Origin of the sequence: Emticicia sp. W12TSBA100-4 (assembly GCF_040253585.1) — a bacterium.
Taxonomy (GTDB): Bacteria; Bacteroidota; Bacteroidia; order Cytophagales; family Spirosomataceae; genus Emticicia.
This window is the reverse complement of record NZ_JBELAU010000019.1, coordinates 1-24,905: the sequence shown is the minus strand read 5'-3', so window position 1 is coordinate 24,905 and position 24,905 is coordinate 1. Positions and strand designations below refer to the sequence as shown.

General features: G+C 38.0%; 27 protein-coding genes. 14 read left to right on the top strand and 13 right to left on the bottom strand.

What is annotated here, in order from left to right; all coding sequences use genetic code 11:
* Positions 1–45: 45 nt before the first annotated feature.
* Together ABR854_RS23055 and ABR854_RS23050 are read left to right on the top strand one after the other, a co-directional pair.
* A complete protein-coding gene (locus ABR854_RS23055) occupies positions 46–540 on the top strand; it encodes a Rid family hydrolase (protein WP_350268213.1) in 495 nt (164 codons plus the stop codon).
* Positions 541–632: 92 nt separating this feature from the next.
* Positions 633–1,286, top strand: coding sequence for a 4'-phosphopantetheinyl transferase family protein (locus tag ABR854_RS23050; protein ID WP_350268212.1), 654 nt, complete (start codon positions 633–635; stop codon positions 1,284–1,286).
* 50 nt (positions 1,287–1,336) lie between these two features.
* On the opposite strand, the gene ABR854_RS23045 is transcribed toward ABR854_RS23050, so the two are convergent.
* A complete protein-coding gene (locus ABR854_RS23045; RefSeq protein WP_350268211.1) occupies positions 1,337–2,170 on the bottom strand; it encodes a transglutaminase-like domain-containing protein in 834 nt (277 codons plus the stop codon).
* A 219-nt stretch (positions 2,171–2,389) separates the two neighbouring features.
* Here ABR854_RS23045 and galE point away from each other — a divergent pair, with 219 nt between their 5' ends.
* From galE to pseI, 10 genes are read left to right on the top strand one after another with little or no spacing between them, the layout of a single operon-like run.
* Positions 2,390–3,403: a UDP-glucose 4-epimerase GalE gene (galE, locus tag ABR854_RS23040; RefSeq protein ID WP_350268210.1), complete on the top strand. Its 1,014-nt coding sequence runs from the start codon at positions 2,390–2,392 to the stop codon at positions 3,401–3,403.
* A 12-nt stretch (positions 3,404–3,415) separates the two neighbouring features.
* A complete protein-coding gene (locus ABR854_RS23035) occupies positions 3,416–3,628 on the top strand; it encodes a hypothetical protein (RefSeq protein ID WP_350268209.1) in 213 nt (70 codons plus the stop codon).
* A complete protein-coding gene (locus ABR854_RS23030) occupies positions 3,615–3,959 on the top strand; it encodes a type II toxin-antitoxin system PemK/MazF family toxin (RefSeq protein WP_350268208.1) in 345 nt (114 codons plus the stop codon). The genes ABR854_RS23035 and ABR854_RS23030 overlap by 14 nt, the downstream gene beginning before the upstream one ends.
* 2 nt (positions 3,960–3,961) lie before the next feature.
* Positions 3,962–5,011, top strand: a complete 1,050-nt coding sequence (gene rfbB, locus ABR854_RS23025) for a dTDP-glucose 4,6-dehydratase (protein WP_350268207.1) — start codon at positions 3,962–3,964, stop codon at positions 5,009–5,011.
* A gap of 22 nt (positions 5,012–5,033) precedes the next feature.
* Positions 5,034–5,558: a DinB family protein gene (locus ABR854_RS23020; RefSeq protein ID WP_350268206.1), complete on the top strand. Its 525-nt coding sequence runs from the start codon at positions 5,034–5,036 to the stop codon at positions 5,556–5,558.
* A gap of 31 nt (positions 5,559–5,589) precedes the next feature.
* Positions 5,590–6,240 carry a pseudaminic acid biosynthesis-associated methylase gene (locus tag ABR854_RS23015; RefSeq protein ID WP_350268205.1) on the top strand — a complete coding sequence of 217 codons (651 nt, stop codon included), beginning with the start codon at positions 5,590–5,592 and terminating at the stop codon, positions 6,238–6,240.
* Between the two features lie 29 nt (positions 6,241–6,269).
* Positions 6,270–7,016, top strand: a complete 747-nt coding sequence (gene pseF, locus ABR854_RS23010; RefSeq protein WP_350268204.1) for a pseudaminic acid cytidylyltransferase — start codon at positions 6,270–6,272, stop codon at positions 7,014–7,016.
* The gene (locus ABR854_RS23005) at positions 7,013–7,582 is read left to right on the top strand and encodes a GNAT family N-acetyltransferase (protein ID WP_350268203.1); all 570 of its coding nucleotides are present in this window, start codon (positions 7,013–7,015) and stop codon (positions 7,580–7,582) included. Before pseF ends, ABR854_RS23005 begins: the two co-directional genes overlap by 4 nt.
* A complete protein-coding gene (locus tag ABR854_RS23000; protein WP_350268202.1) occupies positions 7,557–8,024 on the top strand; it encodes a GNAT family N-acetyltransferase in 468 nt (155 codons plus the stop codon). Before ABR854_RS23005 ends, ABR854_RS23000 begins: the two co-directional genes overlap by 26 nt.
* Positions 8,017–9,063 (top strand): pseudaminic acid synthase, encoded by a 1,047-nt coding sequence (gene pseI, locus ABR854_RS22995; RefSeq protein ID WP_350268201.1) that lies wholly within the window; start codon positions 8,017–8,019, stop codon positions 9,061–9,063. The genes ABR854_RS23000 and pseI overlap by 8 nt, the downstream gene beginning before the upstream one ends.
* 55 nt (positions 9,064–9,118) lie before the next feature.
* Here the strand turns inward: pseI and ABR854_RS22990 are convergent, their stop codons facing one another.
* The 11 genes from ABR854_RS22990 to rpsU all read right to left on the bottom strand — a co-directional run bounded on the left by ABR854_RS22990 (position 9,119) and on the right by rpsU (position 21,472).
* Positions 9,119–9,739 (bottom strand): Uma2 family endonuclease, encoded by a 621-nt coding sequence (locus tag ABR854_RS22990; protein ID WP_350268200.1) that lies wholly within the window; start codon positions 9,737–9,739, stop codon positions 9,119–9,121.
* Between the two features lie 118 nt (positions 9,740–9,857).
* Entirely contained in the window at positions 9,858–11,621 is a 1,764-nt protein-coding gene (locus tag ABR854_RS22985) for an ATP-binding protein (protein ID WP_350268199.1), read from the bottom strand.
* Positions 11,621–12,745, bottom strand: coding sequence for a sensor protein KdpD (locus tag ABR854_RS22980; protein WP_350268198.1), 1,125 nt, complete (start codon positions 12,743–12,745; stop codon positions 11,621–11,623). The genes ABR854_RS22985 and ABR854_RS22980 overlap by 1 nt, the downstream gene beginning before the upstream one ends.
* A gap of 23 nt (positions 12,746–12,768) precedes the next feature.
* Entirely contained in the window at positions 12,769–13,857 is a 1,089-nt protein-coding gene (locus ABR854_RS22975; protein WP_350268197.1) for a porin, read from the bottom strand.
* Positions 13,858–13,886: 29 nt separating this feature from the next.
* The gene (locus tag ABR854_RS22970) at positions 13,887–14,450 is read right to left on the bottom strand and encodes a K(+)-transporting ATPase subunit C (RefSeq protein ID WP_350268196.1); all 564 of its coding nucleotides are present in this window, start codon (positions 14,448–14,450) and stop codon (positions 13,887–13,889) included.
* Positions 14,451–14,470: 20 nt separating this feature from the next.
* Positions 14,471–16,480: a potassium-transporting ATPase subunit KdpB gene (gene kdpB / locus ABR854_RS22965; RefSeq protein ID WP_350268195.1), complete on the bottom strand. Its 2,010-nt coding sequence runs from the start codon at positions 16,478–16,480 to the stop codon at positions 14,471–14,473.
* A 108-nt stretch (positions 16,481–16,588) separates the two neighbouring features.
* On the bottom strand, positions 16,589–18,286 hold the full coding sequence (kdpA, locus tag ABR854_RS22960) for a potassium-transporting ATPase subunit KdpA (protein ID WP_350268194.1): 1,698 nt from the start codon (positions 18,284–18,286) through the stop codon (positions 16,589–16,591).
* 121 nt (positions 18,287–18,407) lie between these two features.
* The gene (locus ABR854_RS22955; protein WP_188764762.1) at positions 18,408–18,485 is read right to left on the bottom strand and encodes a potassium-transporting ATPase subunit F; all 78 of its coding nucleotides are present in this window, start codon (positions 18,483–18,485) and stop codon (positions 18,408–18,410) included.
* Between the two features lie 259 nt (positions 18,486–18,744).
* A complete protein-coding gene (locus ABR854_RS22950) occupies positions 18,745–20,097 on the bottom strand; it encodes a sigma-54-dependent transcriptional regulator (RefSeq protein WP_350268193.1) in 1,353 nt (450 codons plus the stop codon).
* Between the two features lie 171 nt (positions 20,098–20,268).
* Positions 20,269–21,150, bottom strand: coding sequence for a tyrosine-type recombinase/integrase (locus tag ABR854_RS22945; protein ID WP_350268192.1), 882 nt, complete (start codon positions 21,148–21,150; stop codon positions 20,269–20,271).
* Between the two features lie 127 nt (positions 21,151–21,277).
* Positions 21,278–21,472 carry a 30S ribosomal protein S21 gene (gene rpsU / locus ABR854_RS22940; protein ID WP_188763768.1) on the bottom strand — a complete coding sequence of 65 codons (195 nt, stop codon included), beginning with the start codon at positions 21,470–21,472 and terminating at the stop codon, positions 21,278–21,280.
* A gap of 161 nt (positions 21,473–21,633) precedes the next feature.
* Here rpsU and ABR854_RS22935 point away from each other — a divergent pair, with 161 nt between their 5' ends.
* Positions 21,634–22,545 carry a Ppx/GppA phosphatase family protein gene (locus ABR854_RS22935; protein ID WP_350268191.1) on the top strand — a complete coding sequence of 304 codons (912 nt, stop codon included), beginning with the start codon at positions 21,634–21,636 and terminating at the stop codon, positions 22,543–22,545.
* 104 nt (positions 22,546–22,649) lie between these two features.
* A complete protein-coding gene (locus tag ABR854_RS22930) occupies positions 22,650–23,456 on the top strand; it encodes an SDR family oxidoreductase (RefSeq protein ID WP_350268190.1) in 807 nt (268 codons plus the stop codon).
* A 65-nt stretch (positions 23,457–23,521) separates the two neighbouring features.
* Here the strand turns inward: ABR854_RS22930 and ABR854_RS22925 are convergent.
* On the bottom strand, positions 23,522–24,905 hold a 1,384-nt coding region (locus ABR854_RS22925), incomplete at its 5' end, for a SprB repeat-containing protein (RefSeq protein WP_350268189.1).

Sequence of the window (24,905 nt, the reverse complement as noted above, 5' to 3'; positions counted from 1 at the left end):
AATTAGTTACACTTTATTCAAATAATAAAATTAAATACCAAGAAAATGCAAAAACTCAAAATTATCATTGGTTTAGCTGGAGCAGTTTTATGCTTGAACTTTGGCAAAACGCAAGCACAAGGAGTAGAATTTAGCGGTTCGCCCACTTCTATCATTTCAAATTCAGCCATTATTCCTGAAGGCAAAAAGCTGTTTTACACCAGCGGACTAACCGCTTTCGCAACTGATGCCAGCTTACCAGAAGGCGACTACGCAAAATACGGCGATACCAAGACCCAAGCTCTTGGAATTTTAAAAAAATTGAAAGAAATGCTTGAAGAAAAAGGACTAAAAATGTCGAATGTTTTTGCCATGAAAGTATTTATTGCTCCCGATGTAAAAACCAAAACGTATGATTTTGATGGTTGGAATGCTGCTTACAAAATGTATTTTGGCACACCTGAAAACCCAATAAAACCTGTTCGAGCCACACTTGGAATTTCTACTTTAGTAAATGCTAATAAATTCATCGAAATTGAGCTAATTGCGGTTTATCCTTGAGGATGATCTCATAACAAAGGCACGAATAGTTTAAAACAGCCGTGCCTTTGTCGTAAATTTAATGTGTATCTTTGAGCCAAAAGAGTAATTTTATGTCCGTAATTTTAGAAAAAAAATACGAAAACAATATCTCATTGGCAGTTTGGCAAATCACCGAATCTCATGATGAACTGCAGGCGATGCTGCCTTCAGAAATACTGACCGATGCCGAACTGGCATCAATTAGCCATCCGCAAAAACAAGTTGAATTCTTTTGCAGTAGACTCGTAATCAAACACTTAGCCAATTCACTCGGTATTAAGTATTTAGGAATCAAGAAAGATGAACACGGAAAACCATATTTGGCAGGAAGTAACTGGCAAATGTCGATAACACATACGTCAAACTATGTGGCGGCTGTCATGCACCCCAGCGAAGCACTCGGCATGGATATGGAAAAACCTTCAGAGAAATTACAAAGAATTGCACACAAATTTTTGTCTGAATCTGAAAGAATACAAGCCGAAGGAGATATTGAGAAACTCTGCATTTATTGGTCGGCCAAAGAGGCTCTTTACAAGCTTTATGGCAAACGAAAAGTAATTTTTAACGAAAACCTGTTTGTTTTTCCATTTCTAAAAAAGCAAAACAAAATTACAGGAAGATTAAAAATCAATGAAATAGATAAAGAATATTGCATCTATGTCGAGAAAATAGACGGATATATACTGGTAGTGGCTGGATTGGAGTCTGTACCGCAGGTCTGACCCTCAAATAGCACCTAACCTGACTAAGACCTGCGGTGCAGACCCGACTCTTAGCTGATCGCTTTCAAAATACTTTCGACTTCTTTAGCACGTTCGAGATCAGAGACTTTTTCAAACGAAACAATCAGATTTCGCAAAACTCTCGATACAATATCCAAGTTTGTGCAAGGCTGAAAAAACGAATCTTGCGGCTTTAACTGCATTTGTTTGATATAATTACTAATGTCAACTTTCGAGAAAATAAGCCCTCGATTAAAAATATTGATATAAAACTGCGTTTGCGGTGTTTTATAGGTAAGCACAAACAAACTCGGCAGGTTTACCCCACTTACAGGCAAACCTAAACGTCTTGCCAAAAGCATGTATATTACACACAATGAAATTGGATTTCCTTTTTTTAAATCAAAAACCTGATTGAGCATCGAATTTGCCACTGAATGAAAATTCTTGGTATTGGGCAAATATTTGTACTTATCAAAGAAAATCTGATTCAGCACTCTGATTTGGTCATGCGGATGCATGTCTTCTCGAAGTTCGAGCCACGCATCAAAATACATATCATTGATGTATTGGCGTAGTTTATCAATGTTTAAGTCTGGATACTGATACGTTGCCACAATCCACATTCCTTCAAGCAAGTCTTCATGGCCTTTATTTTTCCATGCCACCAATCGGTTGATTACAGTATTATACTGTAAATCGTGAATCAAATCTTCAATTTTTTTCTGTAAAATCGGGTTTAAACCATTGCCTTGCCAGTGGTCTTCTAATAGAGGAATTATAGAACCCCCTAAAGTCCGTAAGCGATTCTCAACGTGCTGCACTACCTCACTATCTTCGTCATCAAGCAAGGTAACTAAGGCTTTAATTTCAGATTCGTTCATTATATTTGTTAATGTCTTTTTAGGTTATCTATTTTAATTAGTCTATTTACTACTCAACATTAATAAACTGGAAGTACCAAAACAGGCTCATATAAGCATAATACACTGACTATTAATGATTTAAGCCTATATTTGTCACCGTATAATAGATATTTGCAGTAAGCACTTCCAATTCAAGTGCTAAATTCATACTTTTGTAAAAAAAACAAACACTTTTTTATGAAAATTTTAGTTACAGGCGGTGCAGGCTTCATCGGTTCACACACAGTAGTTGAATTAATCAATGCTGGACATGAGCCAATCATCATCGACAACTTCAACAATTCAGATAAATCTGCACTGAAGGGTATCAAAAAAATTGTCAAAAAGTCAGTCAAGTGCTACGAAAAAGACTGCAATGATAGTAAAGTTTTAGAGCAAATTTGCAAAAAAGAAAATATTGAAGGAGTCATTCACTTTGCGGCCTATAAAGCCGTTGGTGAATCAGTAGCAAATCCGCTCAAGTATTACGAAAATAACCTTGGTTCAACACTCAATGTTTTGAAAGTAATGCTAAAGTTGGGCATAAAAAATTTAGTTTTTTCATCTTCGTGTACTGTTTATGGTCAACCTGAACAAATTCCAGTAACCGAAGCAACACCTCGCCAACCAGCTACCTCTCCTTATGGAAATACAAAAACCATGTGTGAAGACATCTTGCGTGACACAATCACCGCAGGAAATCCGCTTAAAATTATCGCACTTCGCTATTTCAATCCAATTGGAGCTCATCCATCAGCACATATTGGCGAACTCCCCAATGGCGTACCGAGCAATTTAGTGCCGTTTATTACACAAACTGCCGCAGGGATCAGACCAAAACTAACTGTTTTCGGTAGCGACTATAACACACCAGATGGTACAAATATAAGAGATTTTATTCACGTGGTAGATTTGGCAAAAGCCCACGTTTCGGCACTTGAATTGCTTGATAAACAGGTGGATAACTACTACGATATATTTAATGTAGGAACTGGAACAGGTAATACGGTTCTCGAAATTATTAAAACTTTTGAGAAAGTAAATAAACTTAAACTCAATTACGAAATCGGGCCACGCCGTGTGGGTGACGTAGAAAAAATTTATGGAAGCGTGGAAAAAGCAGAGAAAATAATGGGCTGGAAAGTAGAAAAAACACTCGCTGAAAGTTTGAAAGATGCGTGGCGTTGGGAAAAGAAATTGATGAAGAAGTAAATATAATTTATTATGAATACTACTCAAATACTCTTTGAAATAGACAAACTTCCACGTCAAACCAAGATGTTTGTTGTGGAAAAAGTGCTACATTCAATACGCCAACAAGAGCAAAAGGAAGCCATGAAGAAAGCTGCGGAGATTCTTTATGAAGATTATTTGACGGATAATGAATTGACCGCATTTACAAATCTTGATTCCGAAGGTTTCTATGAATCAAAATGAAATTTGGCAAGTAAATCTTGACCCGACAATTGGAGCGGAAATTAAAAAGACTCGACCAGTAATCATTGTCAATGACGATGCTTTAGGAAAATTACCATTAAAAGTGATTGATCCTATAACTGACTGGAAAGATAATTATACATTTGCTCCATGGATGATAAAACTTACTCCAAATAAAGCAAATGGTCTTGCAAAAGACTCATCGGCTGATTGTTTCCAAGTTCGCTCTATTTCAAAAGATAGATTTATTAAAAAATTAGGTACTTTGAAAGAGTCTAAAATGGACGAAATTAGACTGGGATTAGCAAAAATACTTTCAATTGATATATAAAAATGCAAACAATACTCATAACAGGTGGAGCAGGCTTCATTGGCTCTCATGTAGTCAGACTTTTTGTTACAAAATACCCTGACTATCAAATAGTTAACCTTGATAAACTTACGTATGCAGGAAACCTCGAAAACCTGACTGATATCGAAAAATCGCCAAACTATACTTTCGAGCATGGTGATATTACTGATGCAGCATATATTAATGGTTTGTTTGAGAAATATAATTTCAGCGGTGTTATTCACTTAGCCGCCGAATCTCATGTTGATAGGTCAATTACCAATCCAATGGAGTTTGTAATGACCAACGTTATCGGAACTGTGAATTTGCTAAATGCCGCCAAAAACGCTTGGAAAAGTGATTTTTCGGGTAAACGTTTCTACCATGTTTCAACCGATGAGGTTTATGGTGAGCTACACAATCCAGAAGAGTTTTTCTTAGAAACAACGAGCTACGACCCACGTTCGCCGTACTCGGCATCGAAGGCTTCTTCTGACCACTTCGTGAGAGCTTATCATAATACTTATAAATTACCAGTTGTTATCTCCAACTGTTCAAATAATTACGGGCCGAATCACTTCCCCGAAAAATTGATTCCGTTGATGATTAACAATATTATACACAACCGTCCACTTCCAGTTTATGGTAAAGGCGAAAACGTGCGTGACTGGCTTTTTGTAAAAGACCACGCTCGTGCTATTGACGTAATTTATCATAACGGTGGAAACGGTGAAACTTATAACATTGGTGGCTTCAACGAATGGAAAAACATTGATTTAGTGAATCTTTTATGCAAAATCATGGACGAAAAATTAGGTCGCCCAGAAGGAACTTCGGTGAAATTAATTACTTACGTAACCGACCGTGCTGGGCATGACTTACGCTATGCCATTGATGCCAACAAACTCATGAAAGAACTGGGCTGGGAACCATCTTTGCAATTTGAAGAAGGACTCACACAAACAGTTGAGTGGTATTTGGCCAATAAACAATGGTTAGCTAACGTAACCAGCGGCGATTATACGAAGTATTACGAAAAAATGTACAAATAGGCACTGATAACTGCTCACTAAAATGTCTCCGACCGAAGTTTATCCAAATCTCGAAACTGTTGTTAATCAGTATTTTATCAGTCTTGATAGTTATTCTGACGAACAATTTTTCTTAAAAAAAGATGAAGAAACGTGGTCGCTTGGGCAAATGTATGAGCATCTGACGGTTTCGTCACAATTCTTTTTTTTAGCAAACTGTGTGCGTTGTCTTGAAAATCGAAAAGGACAAGAAGGCGGAGAAAAAACTCATTTTGGTGAACAACAATTCAAATACGGTGGGTTTCCACCCGTAAAACTCAAAATACCCGATGCGATTCGTGGACCTGAGCCAGTTGCTAAAACAAGAGAAGAATACAAAAGTATTTTGAAAAAAATCTTGACCGATTCTCAAAATTTAATCGAAGCCGTTAGCAACGACGATGGCTCTTACAAAGCCCTGCAAGTAGCAATGGGCTGGCTCGATGCCAAGGAATGGTATTATTTGCACGAAATGCACTACCGTCATCATTTACGCCAAAAAACAGAATTAGAAAGCCTTTCGGCATAAAATAAACCTATTATAGATTTCTTCTCAAAGAATGCAAACGAAACAAGAACAATTTTGGAGTGGTGAATTTGGTAAAGATTATACCGATAGAAATTCGAGAAATCCCGAAGAATGGGATAAATTTTATCTCGAAAATTGGGGAATTACTAAAGTTGACTTGAATGAAAAATTCTACACAGATTTAGATAAAGATGCTAAAATCTTGGAGGTTGGTTGCAATACTGGTATGCAGCTCGTGGGTTTCCAACGTTCGGGATTTAAGAATATTTACGGCATTGAATTACAGCATTATGCCGCCCAAAAAGCCAAAGAATTTACCGAAAACATCAATATTATTCAAGGCTCAGGCTTTGATATTCCATTTAAAGATAATTATTTCGATTTGGTTTGCACCAATGGAGTTTTGATTCATATTTCGCCCGATAATTTACCCAAAATTATGGACGAAATGGTACGTTGTTCGAAACGCTATATTTCATGTTGGGAATATTACGCTCCCGAAACAACCAGCATCAATTACCGAGGCAATACCGATTACCTCTGGAAAGCAGACTACGCTCAGCTTTTCCTCGACCGTTTCTCGAATCTTCGTTTAGTAAAAAAAGAAATTTACCCGTACGTCAACCAAGCCGAATCGGGTAATGCCGATTGTATGTGTTTACTGGAGAAAGTAGCCCCCTAACCCCCGATGGGGAATTAATTTCTTTAAAAATGGAAATTCCGCAAGTCAATATTAAAGCTAACAGTGATTCAACTCCCCCATCGGGGGCAGGGGGGCTTTGTATCATACCCGCAAGGGGCGGAAGTAAGCGAATTCCGAGAAAAAACATTAAGGATTTTCTCGGAAAACCAATCATTGCCTATTCGATAGAAGCAGCTTTAGAAAGCAAACTATTCGACGAAGTAATGGTATCGACGGATGATGAGGAAATTGCTGAAATTGCAAGAAGTTATGGAGCGAACGTCCCGTTCGCTCGAAGCACCGAAAATGCTAATGATTACGCAACCACTGTTGATGTTTTGGTAGAAGTTTTAGAAGCTTACAAAAATCTCAATAAAACCTTTGAAGTAGGTTGCTGTATTTATCCAACTGCTCCTTTTGTTTCGGCTGAAACGCTTCAAAAATCATTTGATTTACTTCAATCTCAAAAGCTCGATTCGGTGTATCCAGTTCAGAAATTCTCATTCCCTCCGCAACGAGGAGTAATTTTTCAAGAAAACAAACTCCGTTGGCAAAACCCTGAAAACGCCCAAGTACGCTCACAAGACCTTACGCCACTTTACCATGATGCTGGGCAGTTTTATTTCTTTAAAACTGAAAAATTATTAAAAAATCGAAGTATTTTGACCGAAAACACCAGTGGAATTGTTATTTCAGAAATGGATGCCCACGATATTGACAACGAAGAAGATTGGCAAGTGGCTGAGTTTAAATATCGAATAAAATCGAAGATATGAGAGCCTACAAATGTTTAAAAAATCAACGTTTCGAGCATAACGAATTTACGTTGATACCCCTTCGAGATGAAGACCAGTTTTCGATAATGAAGTGGCGAAACGAGCAGATTTATCACCTTCGCCAAGCAAAACCACTCACCGAAGCCGACCAAAAAAATTACTTCGATAACGTAGTCTCGAAACTTTTTGAACAAGAGAAACCAAGTCAGTTGCTTTTTTCGTTCTTAAAAAACGGTAAATGTATTGGCTACGGAGGCTTGGTTCATATCAACTGGATTGATAAAAATGCCGAGATTTCATTTATCATGGATACGGCACTTGAAAAAGACTTTTTTGAGTATTATTGGAGCAGTTATTTACAACTCATTAAACAAGTGGCTTTTTCAGAAATCAATTTTCATAAAATATTCACATATGCCTTTGATTTACGCCCACATTTATACCCAATGTTGCTCAAAAATGGCTTTACAGAAGAAGCTCGATTAAAAGAACATTGTTATTTTGAAGGGAAATTTATCGACGTTTTGATTCATTCCAAATATGCAGATTTATCACCGAAAAGCTAAATTATCAGACCTCGATTTATATTTTGAATGGACAAATGACCCTGCTACTCGCAGTAATTCATTCAACACACAAGAAGTTGATTATCAAGGACATACAAATTGGTTTACAAGAAAAATTGAAGATAAAAAAGCCTTACTTTTAGTCTTTGAAAACGAAGAAAACATTCCAGTTGGCCAAATCAGAATCGAACAGAAAACAGATGAAAACATCATCGGAATTTCGATTGATAAGAACTTTCGAGGTTTGGGTTTGGCAGTACCGATGCTCACAAGTGCTTGTGAAGTTTTCTTTACCGAATTTCAAGCAAAAAATATCCACGCATACATCAAAAAAACTAACTTAGCATCATTAAATTCATTTAAAAAAGCAGGCTTTGAGATAATTAACGAGTTAGTTATCAGCAACGAAACAAGCTATCTTTTGGAAAAGAAATATGTTTAAAATTCAAGATACAATCATCAGTCCTGACCACAAGCCATTTGTCATTGCAGAAATGTCAGGCAATCATAATCAATCGCTTGAGCGTGCATTTGAAATTGTCGATGCTGCCGCAGCAGCAGGAGCTCACGCCCTCAAATTACAAACTTATACCGCCGATACGATTACTTTCAATGGTACTTCCGATGAATTTGTGATAAAAGACCAAAATTCACTTTGGAAAAACCAAAATTTACACAAACTCTACCAAATGGCCTACACGCCGTGGGAATGGCACAAACCAATCTTTGATAGAGCCAAAGCTCACGGAATGTTGGCATTCAGCAGTCCATTTGATACTACAGCCGTTGATTTTTTGGAATCGCTCGAAGTACCATGCTATAAAATTGCATCTTTTGAGAATACTGACCATATTTTGCTCAAAAAAGTGGCCCAAACTGGCAAACCTGTGATTATGAGTACGGGCGTGGCGAGCATTGCCGATATTCAAGAATCAGTAGCGGTTTTGCGTAAATACGGCTGTAAAGACTTAGTTTTACTAAAGTGTACCAGCACCTACCCTGCTACACCCGAAAGCACAAATCTCCTCACAATTCCGCACATGAAAGACCTTTTTGATTGCCAAATCGGACTTTCTGACCATACAATGGGAATTGGGGCAGCAGTAGCGGCTGTGGCTCTTGGGGCGAGGGTTTTAGAAAAACACTTTACGCTTCGCCGTGCCGATGGTGGTGTTGACTCTGCTTTTTCGCTCGAACCAGAGGAACTCAAAAACTTGGTCATTGAGTCGGAAAGAGCATTTTTGGCAATGGGAAAAGTGAATTATATTTTGTCAGAAAAAGAACAAAAAAGTTTGCAATATAAACGCTCACTTTACGTAGTAGAGCCAATGAAAGCGGGTGATGTTTTTAGCGAAAAAAATGTACGTTCGATTCGCCCATCAAATGGTTTACACACTCGCTACTATGAAGATATTTTAGGTAAAACAGCCACCCAAAATATTGAAGCAGGAACAGCTTTGAGTTGGGAGTTGGTTGGGTAAAGCCCCTCCCTAAATCCCTCCCGGATGGGGAGGGACTATAAATATAGATTAAGAATCATTCCTTTAACATGTAATCTTCATCTTTTTCCTTGTCTTCTTCTCGCATCTTTATTCCTTCATAAATATCTAAGAGAGGTAGCTTGAAGTCCAGTTTAGGAAAATTAATGATGGCGTTTTGGTCTTCATAAACATCATACAACCAAGAAGAAGAGTCATCAACACGACTATATGATTCTACCAAAAATTCGTACTGTGAAACTATCAAGTAATATTGAAGTGATGGAATATTTTTGTAGCGTCTTAGCTTAGCAACTCTATCATTCAAAACTGATGATTTTGATAAAACTTCAATAATCAGTGTTGGCTTTTTGATGATATATTCTGCATCCATATCCTCAGCATCGCAAGTGAGCATCAAGTCTGGATACGGATAATAAAAATGCTTGATTGCTTCCAACTTAACACTTTCAAGCAAAACTTCACAGCCTCTTGGGCGAAATATCGGGCGTAAAACACCGGAAAGATTCTGTAATATTCTATTGTGATTTATAGAAGTTCCTGCCATAGCAAAGACTTCACCATCGTAGTATTCATGGCGAATTTCACTATGTTTTTCCATTTCAAAATATTCTTCTACCGAAATATATTTTTTCTGAATTTTCTCTGCTGCACTCATTTTGTAATGTTTAATACTCAAAAATATACATATTCTAAGTGAAATCAAATTAACTTTTGGTACTTTCAGATAAAATAGCTACTACAATTCCTCGATTTTTCTTTCAAATATCAATGCATTAGCTCAAATAAGTCGGTTCAGTAACTGCTTCATGGAGTGGCAAAATAACCGAAAATTTGCTTCCTTTTCCAAATTCGCTTTCCACTTCAATTTTGCCGCCTTGAGCTTCGATAAATTCTTTGCTGATGCTCAGCCCCAAACCAGTTCCTTCTTTTTGTGTGCCAGGAATTCTGAAGTATCGGTCAAAGATTTTGGATAAATATTGTGGAGCAATGCCCTGTCCAGAATCAATGATTGAAAATTTGACGCTATCTTTATCGGAAGAAATACTGATATTAATAATCGAGTGTTCGTAAGAATAGCGAATGGCATTTGAAATCAGGTTAGTTAGTACCCAAGCGGTTTTTTCGCTGTCAACAAAAACTTCTGGTGCGGGCGTCTGCGTACTGGTACGAAGTTCAATTTGCTTTTGTTCAGCCGCATTTTTATTCGCACTAATGGCATAATTCAGCATTTCTTGCGTATTGGTCGGTAAAAGATTTAATTGAATACTTCCACTCTCGACTTGGGTAACATTTAGCAACTCGCTCGTTATTCTCAGTAAGCGATTTGTATCGTCTTTGATGCTGTCAATCAAATCTTTTTGTTCTGCATTCAATGGACCAATTTGATTGTTTTCTAAGAGTTGCACACTCATTTTGATTGATGAAATTGGCGTTTTGAATTCGTGCGAAACCGTAGCGATAAAGTTAGTTTTGGCGAAGTCCAGTTCTTTGTATTCGGTGATATTCTGCAACAAAATCACATTCCCTATGCTTTTTTCATGCTCTTCGCCAGTCGGAATGATATTTATTGGAATCAGTTCCTTTTCAAAATAACTTTCTTTATTGTCGGCATAGATTTTTATAGGTTCAATTTTATGTATAATGCTATTATCTGCATTGATGAATAAATCTTTGGTGAGTGTCCGAACCAAATCATTATTAGTTGCAATCTCTTGAACAGGCTTATTTAGCACATCTTCGGGCTTCAACCCTGTGATTTTCAAGGCATTATTATTCATAAAGATTACGTTATTGGCTTCATCTAAACCAATTACTGGCTCTCGCATATTATTGATGAGGGTTTCAGTACGCTTCTTTTCCATCAATAGTTTTTCGATGTTTCCAGCCTTGTATTCTTCGAGTTTTTGAGCCATCGTATTAAACGACTTCGCCAAATCGCCAAACTCATTGTGGCCCTCAAAATGCACTCGTTCTGAATAATTTTCGGAAGCAATTTGCTTGATACTCTTGGTCAGTTCGGAAATTGGATTAGCGATATTATTAGGTAAATTCACCAAAAGCGTAAAGGCGATTAAGAAACAAAAAGCACCGATAAGCCCAATCCAAGCAATGGCACTATCTGAGGTTCTCTCAGCGATACTACTTTTGCGTTGGATGGCTTGCATATTGAGCAATATTATGTCAGAAATATCGCTTCGGATTGTTCGGATTATTTCAGAATCAACATTGTTTTTCTTTAGTTGCTCAAAATCATTGCTTAGTTTATCGGTGAGTTCCTTCTCTCCTACTTCTGTCACATTACTTTGCTGTTTCCTTAGATTTTCTTCAAAAAACTTTAGTTCTTTTTCAGAAAAAACGTTTCCGTTGAGTGCGATGAGCATATTTCGGGAGTAGTCGATGGTGTTATAATTTGCCACTAAAATATTCTTAGTTTCGGTCGATAATTTATGAATAAACACCGACCCGATAACTGTAAGTAGGGTTATCATTAAAAATAAAAGTCCAATACCCGAAATGAGTTTATGTTTGATTTTCATTAGCTTAGTATTACAAGGTCAATATCGCTACTGGAGAGTTTTTTAAGGAGTTCGTTGAAAACATTAGTTGCTAAAATGATTTTAATTAAGCTAAAATGCGGTTTTCCAATACAAATCGTTGAAATTTTACGTTCTTCGGCTTGCTGCATAATTGCCTTTACGATTTCAGAGTTTTCAACTTTGATGATTTCTGCTCCCAATTCGGTGGCTAATTTAAAATGATTTATGAGATGCCGTTGTTTATCCAACGGAATTTTATCGGCCGACTCTTTGGGTGTCTGCACATATAGCACAAACCACTTACTATTGTAATAATTAGCCAAGCGAGCAGTTTTACGAATGACGGTCTTGGCCGTATTAGCATTGCTGCTAATACAAGCCAAAAAACGCTCGTGTTTGATAGTATTGACTTTGGTAATTTCGGACTCAACTTTTCGCTCAACTTGCGAGGCTACTTCTTTCAGTGCCAACTCACGAAGCTGCAAAATATGCTCACTCTTAAAGAAGTTTTTTAGGGCCATTTCTACTTTATCGGGCTGATAAATTTTCCCTTCTTTTAAGCGAGTGATAAGTTCGTCGGCCGTGAGATCAATGTTTACTACTTCATCAGCTTGGGCAATAATGCTATCGGGAACTCGCTCTTTTACTTCGATGCCCGTGATGGTTTTCACTTCTTCGTTGAGGCTCTCGATGTGCTGAATATTCAACGCCGAAATAACGCTGATTCCTGCTTCCAAAATTTCAAGCACATCTTGCCATCGTTTCTCGTTTTTGCTACCTTCGATATTGGTATGTGCCAATTCGTCAACAATCACGACTTCTGGACGGGCATTGATTACGGCCGAAACATCCATTTCTTCCAGTTCTTTACCTTTATAAAATAGTTTTCTGCGTGGAATAAGCGGTAAGCCTGCCAGTAAATCGTGTGTTTCTTTGCGGTTGTGCGTTTCGATGAAACCAATTTTCACATCAATGCCATTCTTCAAAAGCGTGTGTGATTCCTGCAACATTCGGTAGGTTTTTCCTACGCCCGCACTCATTCCGATATACACTTTGAATTTCCCCCGCTTCGATTTCTTGATTAAATTGAGAAATTCTTGGGCAGATTTTTTGGTTTCTTCCATCAGTAATTTTGTTAAAAAACAATTTATAGAGCTATGGCAAACGAGGTAGTTAAAAACACATTGGAGTTTTGTGGTCGATTATCACGCATAAAAATCATGTCTTTGCTTCTGAAAGTTCGGGCTTCTACTCGCCACAACAAATTTTCATTTATTTTATAATCATAGTTTAACGAATATCCCCAAGTCTGGAAACCATTTTGGGTGTTTGTTGCTATAATTACGCCATTTTTATCATTATAATGCTCGATTCTTGCTGCAATAGCAGATTTTGAGTTAGGTGTTACTCGGCAAATCAGAATAGAACTATACCAAGTATTATATCGGCTACTACCCTTTTGTTTTTGCTCTACGCCATAGTCAAGCCCGACAGTAAATCCGATTTTATCAGTTGCTTGATAGATGGCATAAAAATTATGAAAATACCTCATTTGTTTCACACTATCTGGCTTGTCGCTTCCGAGATATGAGCTACTATTGAGCGTTAGTTTTGCATTGGGTCTATAAGTTATTTGATGTCCAAAAGCAGGTTGATTATTTCCATCAACTAACTGTATTCTCTGCCAGCCATTTAGCACCAAACCCGCAAAGAACCATTTTTCATTTCGGGAAGTATAAGAAAGTTTTGCCCCAGTTTCAAAGTAAGGTGAATTATCGGCCATCAGACTTCTGGTAAGATTCCCACAATCTTTACTGATGGCACTTTCAAAGCCAATATGCGAGGGCATTACGCCCATATCCAGCCATAAATTATTGTTTTTGGCTACTTTTACCCCCACATTCGCCTCATAGATGTTCTTCAAAACGCCTACTTCGGCAGCATAATTGGCATTCATGTAAGTTCCCGTGGCAATACTCAAATTTGCTCTCAGAGCATCGTTTTGATAGGCCGCTTTGATAAATCCTAAATTGATATTGACTTCATTGCTGCGGTTGTGTGAATAAATAAAACTCGGGCGTGTGTGGCTGGCTTGATTAGCCACAAAAGTATAGTAAGTTTCTAAGTAAGCATTGATTACCAGATTAGGTTTTGTACTATCTTTTTGTGCGTAAAGGGAATTATTAAATGCCATCAGACAAAACAGCACAAATAATTTAATTTTCGAATAATTCATTGATTTTATAGTTGGATTTGTGATAAAACTTAATTCTTTAACTCATCAAGTGCCAAATTTAACTTTAAAACATTGATTTTTTCAGGGCCTAAGAATCCAAGTAATGGCGATTCGGTGTTTGAAATAATCAATTGCTTGAGATTAGCCTCGGCAATTCCTCTGATTTTTGCAATTCGTTTGATTTGAATCGTTGCAGCTTGTACCGAAATATTTGGGTCTAAACCACTTCCGCTTGCTGTGACAATATCGGAAGGAATTTCTGATTTTTGTACACCAGGATTATGCACCAAAAATGTATCAATTCGGGCTTGAACTTCCTTCAAATAATCTGGGTTTGAAGGTGCTTTATTACTTCCTGCACTTCCTGCGGCATTATAAGCCACCGCCGACGGACGAGATTGAAAATACTTATCATCGGTGAAAGATTGGCCAATATTGGCATAATATGTTTTGTTGTTTTGAGAAATAATTTCTCCTTTGCCATGATTGGGAGCAAACTGAGCAATCCCAAAAACGATAGCTGAATAGATTCCGACAAAAAACAATAAACTTACGATTGTTAGACGGAAAGCTGAAAAAATATATACGTTCATGATTTCTAAAATTTAAGATTTTAAATAAACATTGCTACTACAACGTCAATAATTTTGATACCTACGAATGGGATAATGACTCCACCCAAGCCATAAATCAGAAGATTACGACGGAGTAAAGCACTTGCTCCAATTGGCTTATACTCAACACCTTTCAATGCCAACGGAATAAGCATCGGGATAATAATTGCATTGAAAATCACTGCCGATAAAATGGCACTTTCTGGGCTGTGCAAGTGCATGATATTGAGACCTTGCAAAGCTGGAATAGCCACAATAAACAAGGCTGGAATAATGGCAAAATACTTGGCAATATCGTTTGCAATACTAAAAGTAGTCAGCGTTCCACGAGTCATCAATAATTGTTTACCAATTTCAACTACTTCGATTAATTTGGTTGGGTCATTGTCTAAATCGACCATGTTTCCTGCTTCTTTGGCGGCTTGTGTTCCGCTATTCATGGCCACGCCTACATCGGCTTGGGCTAAAGCTGGGGCATCGTTTGTACCGTCACCCATCATGGCCACCAATCTACCTTCCGATTGCTCTTTTTTGATATAATTCATTTTATCTTCGGGCTTGGCTTCGGCAATGTAATCATCCACCCCTGCTTTTTCGGCGATGAATTTTGCGGTGAGTGGATTATCGCCCGTTACCATTACGGTCTTGATTCCCATCTTGCGGAGGCGTTCAAAACGTTCGCTAATGCCCGTTTTAATGATGTCTTGGAGTTCAATCACCCCAATTACTTTTTCGTTTTTGGCTACTACCAAAGGTGTTCCGCCATTACTTGAAATAACTTTCACGCACTCTTGTACGCCTTTCGGGTAAACATTTCCTGCTCTTTCGGCAATGCCTTTAATAGCATCTGAAGCACCTTTTCTGATACGATTTCCATCAAAATCAACGCCCGAACAACGAGTTTCGGCAGTAAATTTAATAAAAGTCGGATTTTGTATTTGATAACTCGCAGGATTCACACCCGCCAATTCGATGATAGATTTTCCTTCGGGGGTTTCGTCGGCCATTGAGCTTAATACTGCCGCTTTGATGAATTCATTTTCGTCAATATCAAATGGATAAAACTTCGTTGCTTTTCTATTTCCAATCGTAATTGTACCTGTTTTATCCAACAAAAGCACATCAATATCGCCCGCTGTTTCTACGGCTTTACCACTTTTTGTGATTACGTTTGCTCTTAAAGCCCTGTCCATTCCTGCAATTCCGATGGCCGATAATAAGCCACCAATCGTGGTTGGAATTAAGCAGACAAATAATGAAATAAAAGCCGCAATCGTGATAGGCGTTTTGGCAAAATCGGCAAATGGCTTGAGTGTGACCGTAACGATGATGAAAACGAGCGTAAATCCTGCCAATAGAATAGTCAAGGCAATTTCATTCGGTGTTTTTTGGCGAGACGCCCCTTCGACCAAAGCAATCATTTTATCAAGAAAACTTTCGCCTTGCTCGGTCGTTACCTGTACTTTTATTTTATCTGATAAAACCTTAGTTCCGCCCGTTACTGAACTTTTATCACCACCTGCTTCTCTGATTACTGGAGCCGACTCGCCCGTAATAGCACTTTCATCAATCGTGGCAAGTCCTTCGATAATTTCACCATCGGAAGCAATTATTTCGCCCGCTTCGCAGACAAAAACATCTCCTTTTTTCAATTTTGCCGATGAAATAACTTGTCCATTTTCGAGCCTTGCGGGGGTTTCTTCTCTTGTTTTTCTTAAACTATCGGCTTGGGCTTTACCTCTTGCTTCGGCGATTGCTTCGGCAAAATTGGCAAATAGTAAGGTAAGAAACAAAACAATGAACACCATGAAATTATAAGCAAAACTACCTTGCGACTGCTCGCCTGCGAGAATCCAAGCACACACAAAAAACATTACTGCCGTTCCGATTTCGACTGTGAACATCACAGGATTACGAAACATGATTTTTGGATTTAGTTTTACAAAAGACTGTTTGATGGCTTCTTGCATCAAGTCTTTTTGAAATATTGATTGATTATTAGCTGACATTTTAGGTAATGATTAATGTTAAATGTTGAATGCTTAATTACATAAAACACTTGTAGTAAGCGATTTGAGAAATTTTCAATTATTCCCATTCAACAAGTTTATTAAATTTTAGAGTAGGAAATATTCAGCGATTGGCCCCAACGCCAAAGCTGGAAAGAATGATAAAGCCGCCACAATGGCAATGACCGCAAAGACCATCAGACCAAAAGTCATTGTATCGGTTTTGAGTGTACCGTTGCTTTCGGGAGTATATTTTTTGCTGGCTAAAATACCAGCAATGGCCACTGGCCCGATGATTGGCAGAAAACGCCCCAAAAGCATCACTATTCCACAGGCAATATTCCAGAAAGGTGTATTATCGCCCAAACCTTCAAAACCACTACCATTATTGGCACTTGAAGAAGTAAATTCATACAACATTTGACTAAAACCGTGATTGTTTGGATTACTCAACCAACCTGCATATTCAGCAGGATTATGAGTGTATAAATAACTGGCGATGGCAGTCCCAACCAAAATCAAAAACGGATGAAGCAGAGCAATTACCATTGCTATTTTCATTTCTTTGGCTTCGATTTTCTTGCCCAAAAACTCGGGAGTTCTACCTACCATCAAGCCACTGATAAACACCGCCAAAATGATGAATACATAAAAATTGAGCATTCCAACGCCACAACCGCCATAAAAAGCATTTATCATCATGGCCAATAGTTGATTCATGCCACTCAAAGGCGTGAAACTATCGTGCATAGCATTGACGCTTCCCGTAGAAATTACTGTTGTTGCGATGCTCCAATAAGCGGAAGCTGGTGAGCCAAATCTGATTTCTTTACCTTCCATGCTTCCGAGATTTTGGCTGACTCCCATTCGAGTAATGGCAGGATTTCCATTCATTTCCGAGATAATCGTTGGCACAACTAAGAGCGTAAATCCGATGGTCATTACTCCAAAAATCATCCAAGAAAGTTTCTTCCGATTAATTACATAGCCCAACGCAAATATCAATGCAAATGGAATGAGCATCTGAGTAATCATTTCGACGATGTTGGTAAAATAACTCGGATTCTCGAACGGATGTGCCGAATTTACTCCTAAAAAACCACCACCATTTGTACCCAAGTGCTTGATAGTCGTAAAAGCTGCCACTGGCCCACGGCTCACCTGTACGGTATCGCCTTGCAGGGTGGTCATGGTATCTTTTCCTTCAAAAGTCATTGGCATACCATTGAATACCATCACTGTGGCAACCACAACCGCAATCGGAAATAAAATACGAGTGCAACTACGCACAAAATATGAGTAGAAATTACCCAATTTATCGGTTGTGCGTTCTTTCATTGCTACGAATACAACCGCAGCAATGGCAATACCCGTACCAGCACTCAGAAACTGCCACAACATCAATACGAGTTGACCTAAATATGACATTCCGCTTTCGCCTGAGTAGTGCTGTAAGTTGGTGTTACAGATAAAACTAATGGCGGTATTAAAGGCTAAATCGCCACTCATTGATGGGTTGTTGTCTGGATTTAGTGGTAGCCAAGCCATATTGGTCAACACTATCATTGATAATAAAAACCATGCGGCATTGATGCTAAGTAAAGCAGCTAAATGCTGTTTCCAGTTCATTTCTTGCGATTCATTGATGCCACTTAGCTTGAAGAATAATTTATCAATCGGATTGAAGATTGTATCTAACCAAGTTTTTTCGTAGTTGAAAACCTTGCCGATGTATCTTCCTAAAGGTAAAGCGATGGCCAATGTTAGCACAAACATTAGCACTACGCCAAGAATTTCTGAGTTCATTTTGTGTTAGAATTTATATAAAATTTTAAATTTTAGTAAAACCGCATAAAACATTGATAGGGCAATCAACCAAATAATGATTATGACTAACACAGCCTTGATTTTTTGCCATCTCATGGTTTTAGAATTTTTCGGGTTTTAGTAATACATAGCACATGTATAAAAACACGGCGATTGAGACGATGAATAATGCTATCATGGCTTAGATGTCTTCGAAGAATTTAATGGATTTGTAGAAAAGGGCGAAACCCAATAGCCCTAAAACTGTAAGTGTGATTGTTAGAAACATGATTTTATTTATTTGTTTCTAAATACAGTTTCAAGAGATGTGCCAGCAGGAGAAAACAACCTATAAGTATCTTATTATCAGTTTTTTATAAAATTTATCGGATTTTGTAAAATAAAAAACCCTTTCAAAATGAAAGGGTCTGTACTATCGTTTTGAAAGGGTGATATACCTAAAGTTTGTATTCTTCGATTTTGCGATATAAAGTAGTGAGAGCAATATTGAGCAATTCGGCGGTTTTGGTTTTGTTGCCGTTTGTGTAATTAAGTACTTTTTGAATATGGCTTTTTTCGGCATTAGCCAGCTCAAAGTTTGTCAGGATTTTGCCCGAAGTAGCACTGGCAGATTGCGAAGCATGCTGAATTTCCAGTGGTAGGTTTTCAGTTTTTAACTCATCATCATTCATCAAAATAATGCTTCGTTCGATTACATTTTTTAGTTCTCTGATATTGCCGTTCCAGTTATGAAGTTTGAGAGTTTCGATGAAAGATTCTTCAATTTTTCGTACTTTTTTATTCATTTTGTGTGAAAAAACCGTAACAAAATGATTGGTTAGTAGCTCAATATCAACAATTCTTTCTCGCAGTGCGGGAAGTTTTATCTGAAAAACCGAAATTCTATAATATAAATCTTCTCGGAAATGCCCCGCTTCAATTTCTTTCAATAAATCTCGATTAGTAGCCGCAATAATTCTGACATTTACTTTGATTGGTTTACTTTCTCCGACCTTTAATAATTCACCCGACTCTATGATTCTGAGTAGTTTGGCTTGTAAATCTAAAGCCATTTCGCCGATTTCATCCAAAAAAATAGTGCCGTTATGGGCTTCTTCAAACAAGCCTTTTTGGTCTTTTACTGCACCCGTGAACGCCCCAGCTTTGTGGCCAAACATTTCACTTTCGAGCAAATCCTTACTAAATGCCGAGCAGTTAATAGCCACAAAACTCTGGTTAGAGCGTCTGCTGGCTTGGTGAATAGCTTGGGCAAAAACTTCCTTTCCCGTGCCAGTTTCACCTGTGAGCAGCACGGTTGTGTCGGTTTCGGCTACTTTTTTTGCTAAATCAATGGTTTGGAGCATGATTTTCGACTTACCGATAATTTTATCAAAGGAGTGTTTTTCGCCCAATTGTTTTTCCAACTGCTGCACTCTTTTTGATAAACTCACTTTCTCGATAGCTTTATGAAGCAAAGGAATGATTTTATTATTATCATCGCCTTTTGTGATATAATCAAATGCTCCGTTTTTGATGGCTTGCACACCATCGGGGATATTTCCGTAAGCCGTAAGCAGAATAACCTCAACGGTTGGGTACTTATCTTTAATTGTTTTGGTCAAGTCCACACCTCGGCCATCGGGTAGTTTTACATCACAAATAACCACGTCAATGTTATTCTGTTCTAATCGCTTTAGCCCACTTTTACAGTCGCCCGATTGAAAAACCTCAAAGCCTTCCATCGTCAGGATTTTGGCCAAAAGATTTCTCAATTTTTCTTCATCATCAATTATCAGAATGGTATTGTTCATGGCTGTTTCAATCTTGAACTTTTTTGACAATCACCGAATAAATTCGGAGACTAAGGGAACAAAGGATAATTTTTCTTTAAAACTGAATAAATTCAGTTTTGGAATTAAAAAAATCTTACAGTTTTTAAAACCTTCACGGTAAAAATGTTTAATAGAAAATTCATTCTTAACTTACGCCTTCGGGTGAGCTTGCTTGAAGACTTTTTTGAGTTTTTCTATTGAATTATGGGTATAAACTTGCGTGGCGGCAAGACTCGTATGTCCCAATAAATCTTTTATGGCATTCAAATCTGCTCCACGATTAAGCAAATGCGTAGCAAAGGTATGCCGCAGCACGTGCGGGCTACGTTGTTCGAGCGAGGTGACCAACGACAAATATTTTTTCACCAAACGCTGAATAAACATCGGGTAAGCTTGCGTTCCACTATCGGTCACAATCAAGTAAGTATTAGTTGTGTCGTCAATAATATCGGTGCGAAGCGTAAGGTATTTTTTGATGGCTTCAACCAACGATTTATTGACAGGAATGATTCGCTGTTTATTGCGTTTTCCTAATACCGTAAGTGTATTATTGTATAGGTTGAGGTCAGTAATTTTTAAGCCAATCAATTCGGCCAAACGCATACCTGTTCCGTAGAGTAGTTCAAGCACGAGTTTATCTCGCAAACCAGAAAAATCATCAGAAAATTCCATATCATCGAGTAGATTTTCCATGGGTTTTTCTTCGACATATTTGGGGAGCGTTTTATCGGTTTTCAATGCTTTGATTTTGAGCATTGGGTCGGTGGTGATTGCCTTGTGGCGAAGCAAAAAATTGTAGAAAGTGCGGAGTGTAGCAATTTTTCGATTGATGCTACGGTTTTCGATTTTTTCGTCAACCAAAGCCACAATCCAAGAGCGAATCATCTGAAAATCCGCTTTCTCTGGTTCTTTAAATTCGTATTGGTATAATAGGAATGCCGAAAATTGTTTCAAATCTCCTTCATAAGCCGTAACTGTATGATGGCTGAGACGTTTTTCGTATTTGATATGTTGTAGAAAATAAGAAACCATATTATCAGTTGTCAATTATTAATTATCAATTTTTAGAATTGAGCATCAATAAAATTTACCTGCTAATATGGTTTAAATATATTAGATTGCAATACTTGTTTGAAACAAATTGAATTGCTCAATAATATTACATTTCTTCGTTGCTTCTCAATTTACCCACATAAGTAGCGTGAATAATTTCGTTACGACGAGCTACTGAAGGTTTTTCAAACGCCTGACGCTTGCGTAGTTGACGCAATACACCCGTTTTCTCAAATTTCTTCTTGAAACGTTTCAAAGCTTTATCAATAGATTCGTTTTCCTTTACGTTGATTACTAACATATAAATACACCTCCTTTTGTTTGGGAGTGCAAAAGTAGAGATTAATTTTCTGATTTTCAAGTTTTTAAGACTAAAACCTGTAAGGTTTTTTCAAAACTGACGGGTTTAACACTACATTTGTGAAAATTTAAAATAAAACTTCCCTTTAGGGACTGAGCGTTATGCGAACAGCCATTATTGATTTAGGCACAAATACATTTCATTTGCTGATTGTTGAAGGCACAGAAACACTTTATAAATCTTCGATTCCTGCCAAGATTGGGATGGGCGGTATTAGCCAAGGTGTGATTTCGGAAGAAGGTATTCAACGAGCTTTGGGGGTACTGAAAGGTTTCCGAGAAGTAATTGATAATCAATCGGTTGCACTGGAGAATGTTTTTGCTACTGGTACAAGTGCGATTCGGAATGCTGGAAATAAAGAAGAATTTATAGAAAGAGTTTTGGATGAAACAGGCATCAAAATTAAAGTTATATCGGGCGATGAAGAGGCTGAATTGATTTGTCTGGGTGTAAAACAAGCCATGAGTATTCCCGAAACTTCGATGATAATGGATATTGGTGGCGGTAGCGTGGAATTTATTATTTGTAACGACGAAAAAATATTTTGGAAGCAGAGTTTCGAGATTGGTGGGCAGCGTTTGATGGATAAATTTATGAAATCCGACCCAATTTCGATGCGTTCGGTGCAGATGATGGATGATTTTTTTCGTGAAAAACTATTGCCCTTGGCCAATGCTTGTCACCAATACGCTCCGAAGGTCTTGATTGGTTCGTCGGGGTCGTTTGATACGCTGATTGATATGCAATACATGAAGGAAAAAGGGCAACTTCCTGCCAGCGATGAAGTTGCGTTTGAATATTCACTCCCTGAGTTTTACTGGGCTTATGACGAATTGATTTTTAAGAATCACGCCGAAAGAATGCAAATTCCAGGTATGATTGAGCTACGTGTGGATATGATTGTGGTAGCCATGTGCTTGATTCGTTTCGTTATTCAAACACTTGAAATTCAACGCATTAGAGTTTCGAATTATGCCCTAAAAGAAGGAATTATGGCCAAAGTTTTGGGGTAAAACTACTATTTTATTTTGATGGTTAGGTTTGCTAAGTAGGTGCTGGCATACTTTTTTAGAAAAAATTTGTAACGAATTGGTCAAATCTAAAATAAAAAATAAAAATGGCAGAGAAAAAATTAGCAGGACAAACCGCTTTGGTTACGGGAGCAAGCTCTGGAATCGGTGAAGGCGTAGCAGTAGCTTTGGGCGAAGCTGGAGCAAATGTGGTTGTGAACTACGGTTCCAATCAAGCGTCAGCCAATGCAGTTGTAGAAAAAATAAAATCATTTGGTAGCAATGCCATTGCGATTCAGGCTGATGTTAGCAAAGAAGAGCAAGTTCAAGCAATGTTTCAGCAAGCTATTGAAACATTCGGAACTGTGGATATTCTTGTCAATAATGCAGGCTTACAGCAAGATGCAAAGTTCGATGAAATGACCTTAGCTCAATGGCAAAAAGTAATTGATATTAACCTGACAGGTCAGTTTTTGTGTGCCAGAGAAGCAATAAGAGAATTTTTGCGTCGAGGGCCTGTGCCTGAGCGTTCGCTCGCTACTGGAAAAATCATTTGTATGAGTTCGGTTCATGAGTTAATTCCTTGGGCTGGTCATGTCAATTATGCGGCCTCAAAGGGAGCAATAAAAATGTTGATGCAAAGCCTCGCTCAAGAATACGGCGACCGCAAAATCAGAGTGAATAGTATTTGTCCGGGTGCTATTCAAACCCCAATAAACCGAGCGGCTTGGGAAACTCCCGAAGCTTTAAATAGCCTAATGTCGCTTATTCCTTACAACCGGATTGGTCAACCGAGCGACATTGGCAAATTAGCCGTTTTCTTAGCCTCTGACGATTCTGATTATATAACAGGAAGTAGTATGTTTATTGATGGAGGGATGACCGTTTTTGAAGGATTTGCTACTGGAGGTTGATTTGTATATCAAAAAAATAGTCCCCTTTGAAATATCATTGGGGACTATTTTTTTTGTCAAGTTATTTATTTAGACCTTGTTTTAGTTTTATTAATCATAAAAGGCACACAAATCTCTGTTTTACATTCACACACTCGTTTCAATAATTCAACTGTTACATCCTTGTAGCATCCATTGTTATTGAAAATTCTGATGGTATAAAACTGTGAATTGGCCGTTGGATTTGGTAAGCTACTGGTCAATACACCATTCGATGGAATAGCTGCTGCAACCGCTGGAACTGCCGTTGAAGCATTGAATGTATTACCTGCTGAGTACTGATAGTTTACACCATTTACAACTCCTGTAACCGTTAGTTTTCCATCATTATTGGCAGTTCCCGCTGTACAAGTAGCCATTGTTGCTGTAACTGATGTAAACGTTGGTTTCACGGTATCTGCCACTGTAATAGCTGCTGTAACTGTTCCCACACAAAGATTTAGGTCTTTTACGGTAATGGTATAAGTTCCGCCGTTTAAGTTAGCAAAGCTATTTGATGGTTGGAAGTTTGTGCCATCAATTGAGTATTGATAAGCTGGTGTTCCACCTGTTACGGTTGCTGTAATTATGCCTTTTGGAGTCGAGCAATCAATTGTTGAGCCTACGGCTGTAATGGCCAGTTTGGTTGGTTGCGTTATTGCAGTAGTTGCCGTTGTCGAACATCCTTTTGTATCGGTTGCTGTAATCATGTAAGTTCCTGCAACTAAATTTGTAAATAAGCTATTCGGCTGAGTAGCAGCTCCATTGATTGCAAAAGTATAAGCTGGCGTTCCACCTGTTGCAGTTGCTTGGATTTGGCCATTAGTTGCACCGCTACATTTCAAGTTAGTTGGTGTTACAGCTAAAGCTACGCTTGTTAAAGGCTCATTTACTGTTATATTAATCGAAGCAGTACAACCTCCAGCATCTTGGATAGCCACTGCGTAAGTTCCTGCGGTAAGTCCATCAAATACATTATTTGATTGGAATATACCAGTATTTAATTTGAACTTATATGGTGCTATTCCATCAAAGCCTGTCACAGTTATTTTTCCATTATTTCCTCCTTTACAATCAACAGCTTTTACATTTACTTGAGCTGTTACGGTATTAAATTCTCTAATCAAAACAGATGCACTTACTTTACAACCATTGGCGGCTGCTACTTCTACCGAATAAGTCCCCGCATCATTTACATTGATGTTTGAAACTGTACTTCCATTACTCCATAAATAAGTGTATGTACCTGATGGTGTAATTTCTGCTGTTAATACTGACTGCGTTTTCAAGCAAGTCAAAGTATCTTCAGTTGCGTTAATTACTACTATTGGCACTCCCATATCTACTGTTACACTCGTTGTCGCAGTAGCACTACAACCATTCGCATTCGTTACTGTTACCGTGTAGGTTCCTGCACTTGTGATATTTACA

What these genes read in the sequence shown, in the direction of transcription:
- pseI (WP_350268201.1), top strand. Translation starts at nt 8,017, where the DNA reads ATGTTTAAAATTCAAGATACAATCATCAGTCCTGACCACAAGCCATTT.
- ABR854_RS23030 (WP_350268208.1), top strand. Translation starts at nt 3,615, where the DNA reads ATGAATCAAAATGAAATTTGGCAAGTAAATCTTGACCCGACAATTGGA.
- galE (WP_350268210.1), top strand. Translation starts at nt 2,390, where the DNA reads ATGAAAATTTTAGTTACAGGCGGTGCAGGCTTCATCGGTTCACACACA.
- ABR854_RS23020 (WP_350268206.1), top strand. Translation starts at nt 5,034, where the DNA reads ATGTCTCCGACCGAAGTTTATCCAAATCTCGAAACTGTTGTTAATCAG.
- ABR854_RS23055 (WP_350268213.1), top strand. Translation starts at nt 46, where the DNA reads ATGCAAAAACTCAAAATTATCATTGGTTTAGCTGGAGCAGTTTTATGC.
- ABR854_RS23015 (WP_350268205.1), top strand. Translation starts at nt 5,590, where the DNA reads ATGCAAACGAAACAAGAACAATTTTGGAGTGGTGAATTTGGTAAAGAT.
- ABR854_RS22945 (WP_350268192.1), bottom strand. Translation starts at nt 21,150, where the DNA reads ATGGTTTCTTATTTTCTACAACATATCAAATACGAAAAACGTCTCAGC.
- ABR854_RS22930 (WP_350268190.1), top strand. Translation starts at nt 22,650, where the DNA reads ATGGCAGAGAAAAAATTAGCAGGACAAACCGCTTTGGTTACGGGAGCA.
- ABR854_RS22950 (WP_350268193.1), bottom strand. Translation starts at nt 20,097, where the DNA reads ATGAACAATACCATTCTGATAATTGATGATGAAGAAAAATTGAGAAAT.
- ABR854_RS23050 (WP_350268212.1), top strand. Translation starts at nt 633, where the DNA reads ATGTCCGTAATTTTAGAAAAAAAATACGAAAACAATATCTCATTGGCA.
- ABR854_RS22975 (WP_350268197.1), bottom strand. Translation starts at nt 13,857, where the DNA reads ATGAATTATTCGAAAATTAAATTATTTGTGCTGTTTTGTCTGATGGCA.
- rpsU (WP_188763768.1), bottom strand. Translation starts at nt 21,472, where the DNA reads ATGTTAGTAATCAACGTAAAGGAAAACGAATCTATTGATAAAGCTTTG.
- pseF (WP_350268204.1), top strand. Translation starts at nt 6,270, where the DNA reads ATGGAAATTCCGCAAGTCAATATTAAAGCTAACAGTGATTCAACTCCC.
- rfbB (WP_350268207.1), top strand. Translation starts at nt 3,962, where the DNA reads ATGCAAACAATACTCATAACAGGTGGAGCAGGCTTCATTGGCTCTCAT.
- ABR854_RS22935 (WP_350268191.1), top strand. Translation starts at nt 21,634, where the DNA reads ATGCGAACAGCCATTATTGATTTAGGCACAAATACATTTCATTTGCTG.
- ABR854_RS22980 (WP_350268198.1), bottom strand. Translation starts at nt 12,745, where the DNA reads ATGGAAGAAACCAAAAAATCTGCCCAAGAATTTCTCAATTTAATCAAG.
- ABR854_RS22990 (WP_350268200.1), bottom strand. Translation starts at nt 9,739, where the DNA reads ATGAGTGCAGCAGAGAAAATTCAGAAAAAATATATTTCGGTAGAAGAA.
- ABR854_RS22985 (WP_350268199.1), bottom strand. Translation starts at nt 11,621, where the DNA reads ATGAAAATCAAACATAAACTCATTTCGGGTATTGGACTTTTATTTTTA.
- ABR854_RS23045 (WP_350268211.1), bottom strand. Translation starts at nt 2,170, where the DNA reads ATGAACGAATCTGAAATTAAAGCCTTAGTTACCTTGCTTGATGACGAA.
- ABR854_RS23000 (WP_350268202.1), top strand. Translation starts at nt 7,557, where the DNA reads ATGCAGATTTATCACCGAAAAGCTAAATTATCAGACCTCGATTTATAT.
- kdpA (WP_350268194.1), bottom strand. Translation starts at nt 18,286, where the DNA reads ATGAACTCAGAAATTCTTGGCGTAGTGCTAATGTTTGTGCTAACATTG.
- ABR854_RS23005 (WP_350268203.1), top strand. Translation starts at nt 7,013, where the DNA reads ATGAGAGCCTACAAATGTTTAAAAAATCAACGTTTCGAGCATAACGAA.
- ABR854_RS22970 (WP_350268196.1), bottom strand. Translation starts at nt 14,450, where the DNA reads ATGAACGTATATATTTTTTCAGCTTTCCGTCTAACAATCGTAAGTTTA.
- ABR854_RS22955 (WP_188764762.1), bottom strand. Translation starts at nt 18,485, where the DNA reads ATGATAGCATTATTCATCGTCTCAATCGCCGTGTTTTTATACATGTGC.
- kdpB (WP_350268195.1), bottom strand. Translation starts at nt 16,480, where the DNA reads ATGTCAGCTAATAATCAATCAATATTTCAAAAAGACTTGATGCAAGAA.
- ABR854_RS23035 (WP_350268209.1), top strand. Translation starts at nt 3,416, where the DNA reads ATGAATACTACTCAAATACTCTTTGAAATAGACAAACTTCCACGTCAA.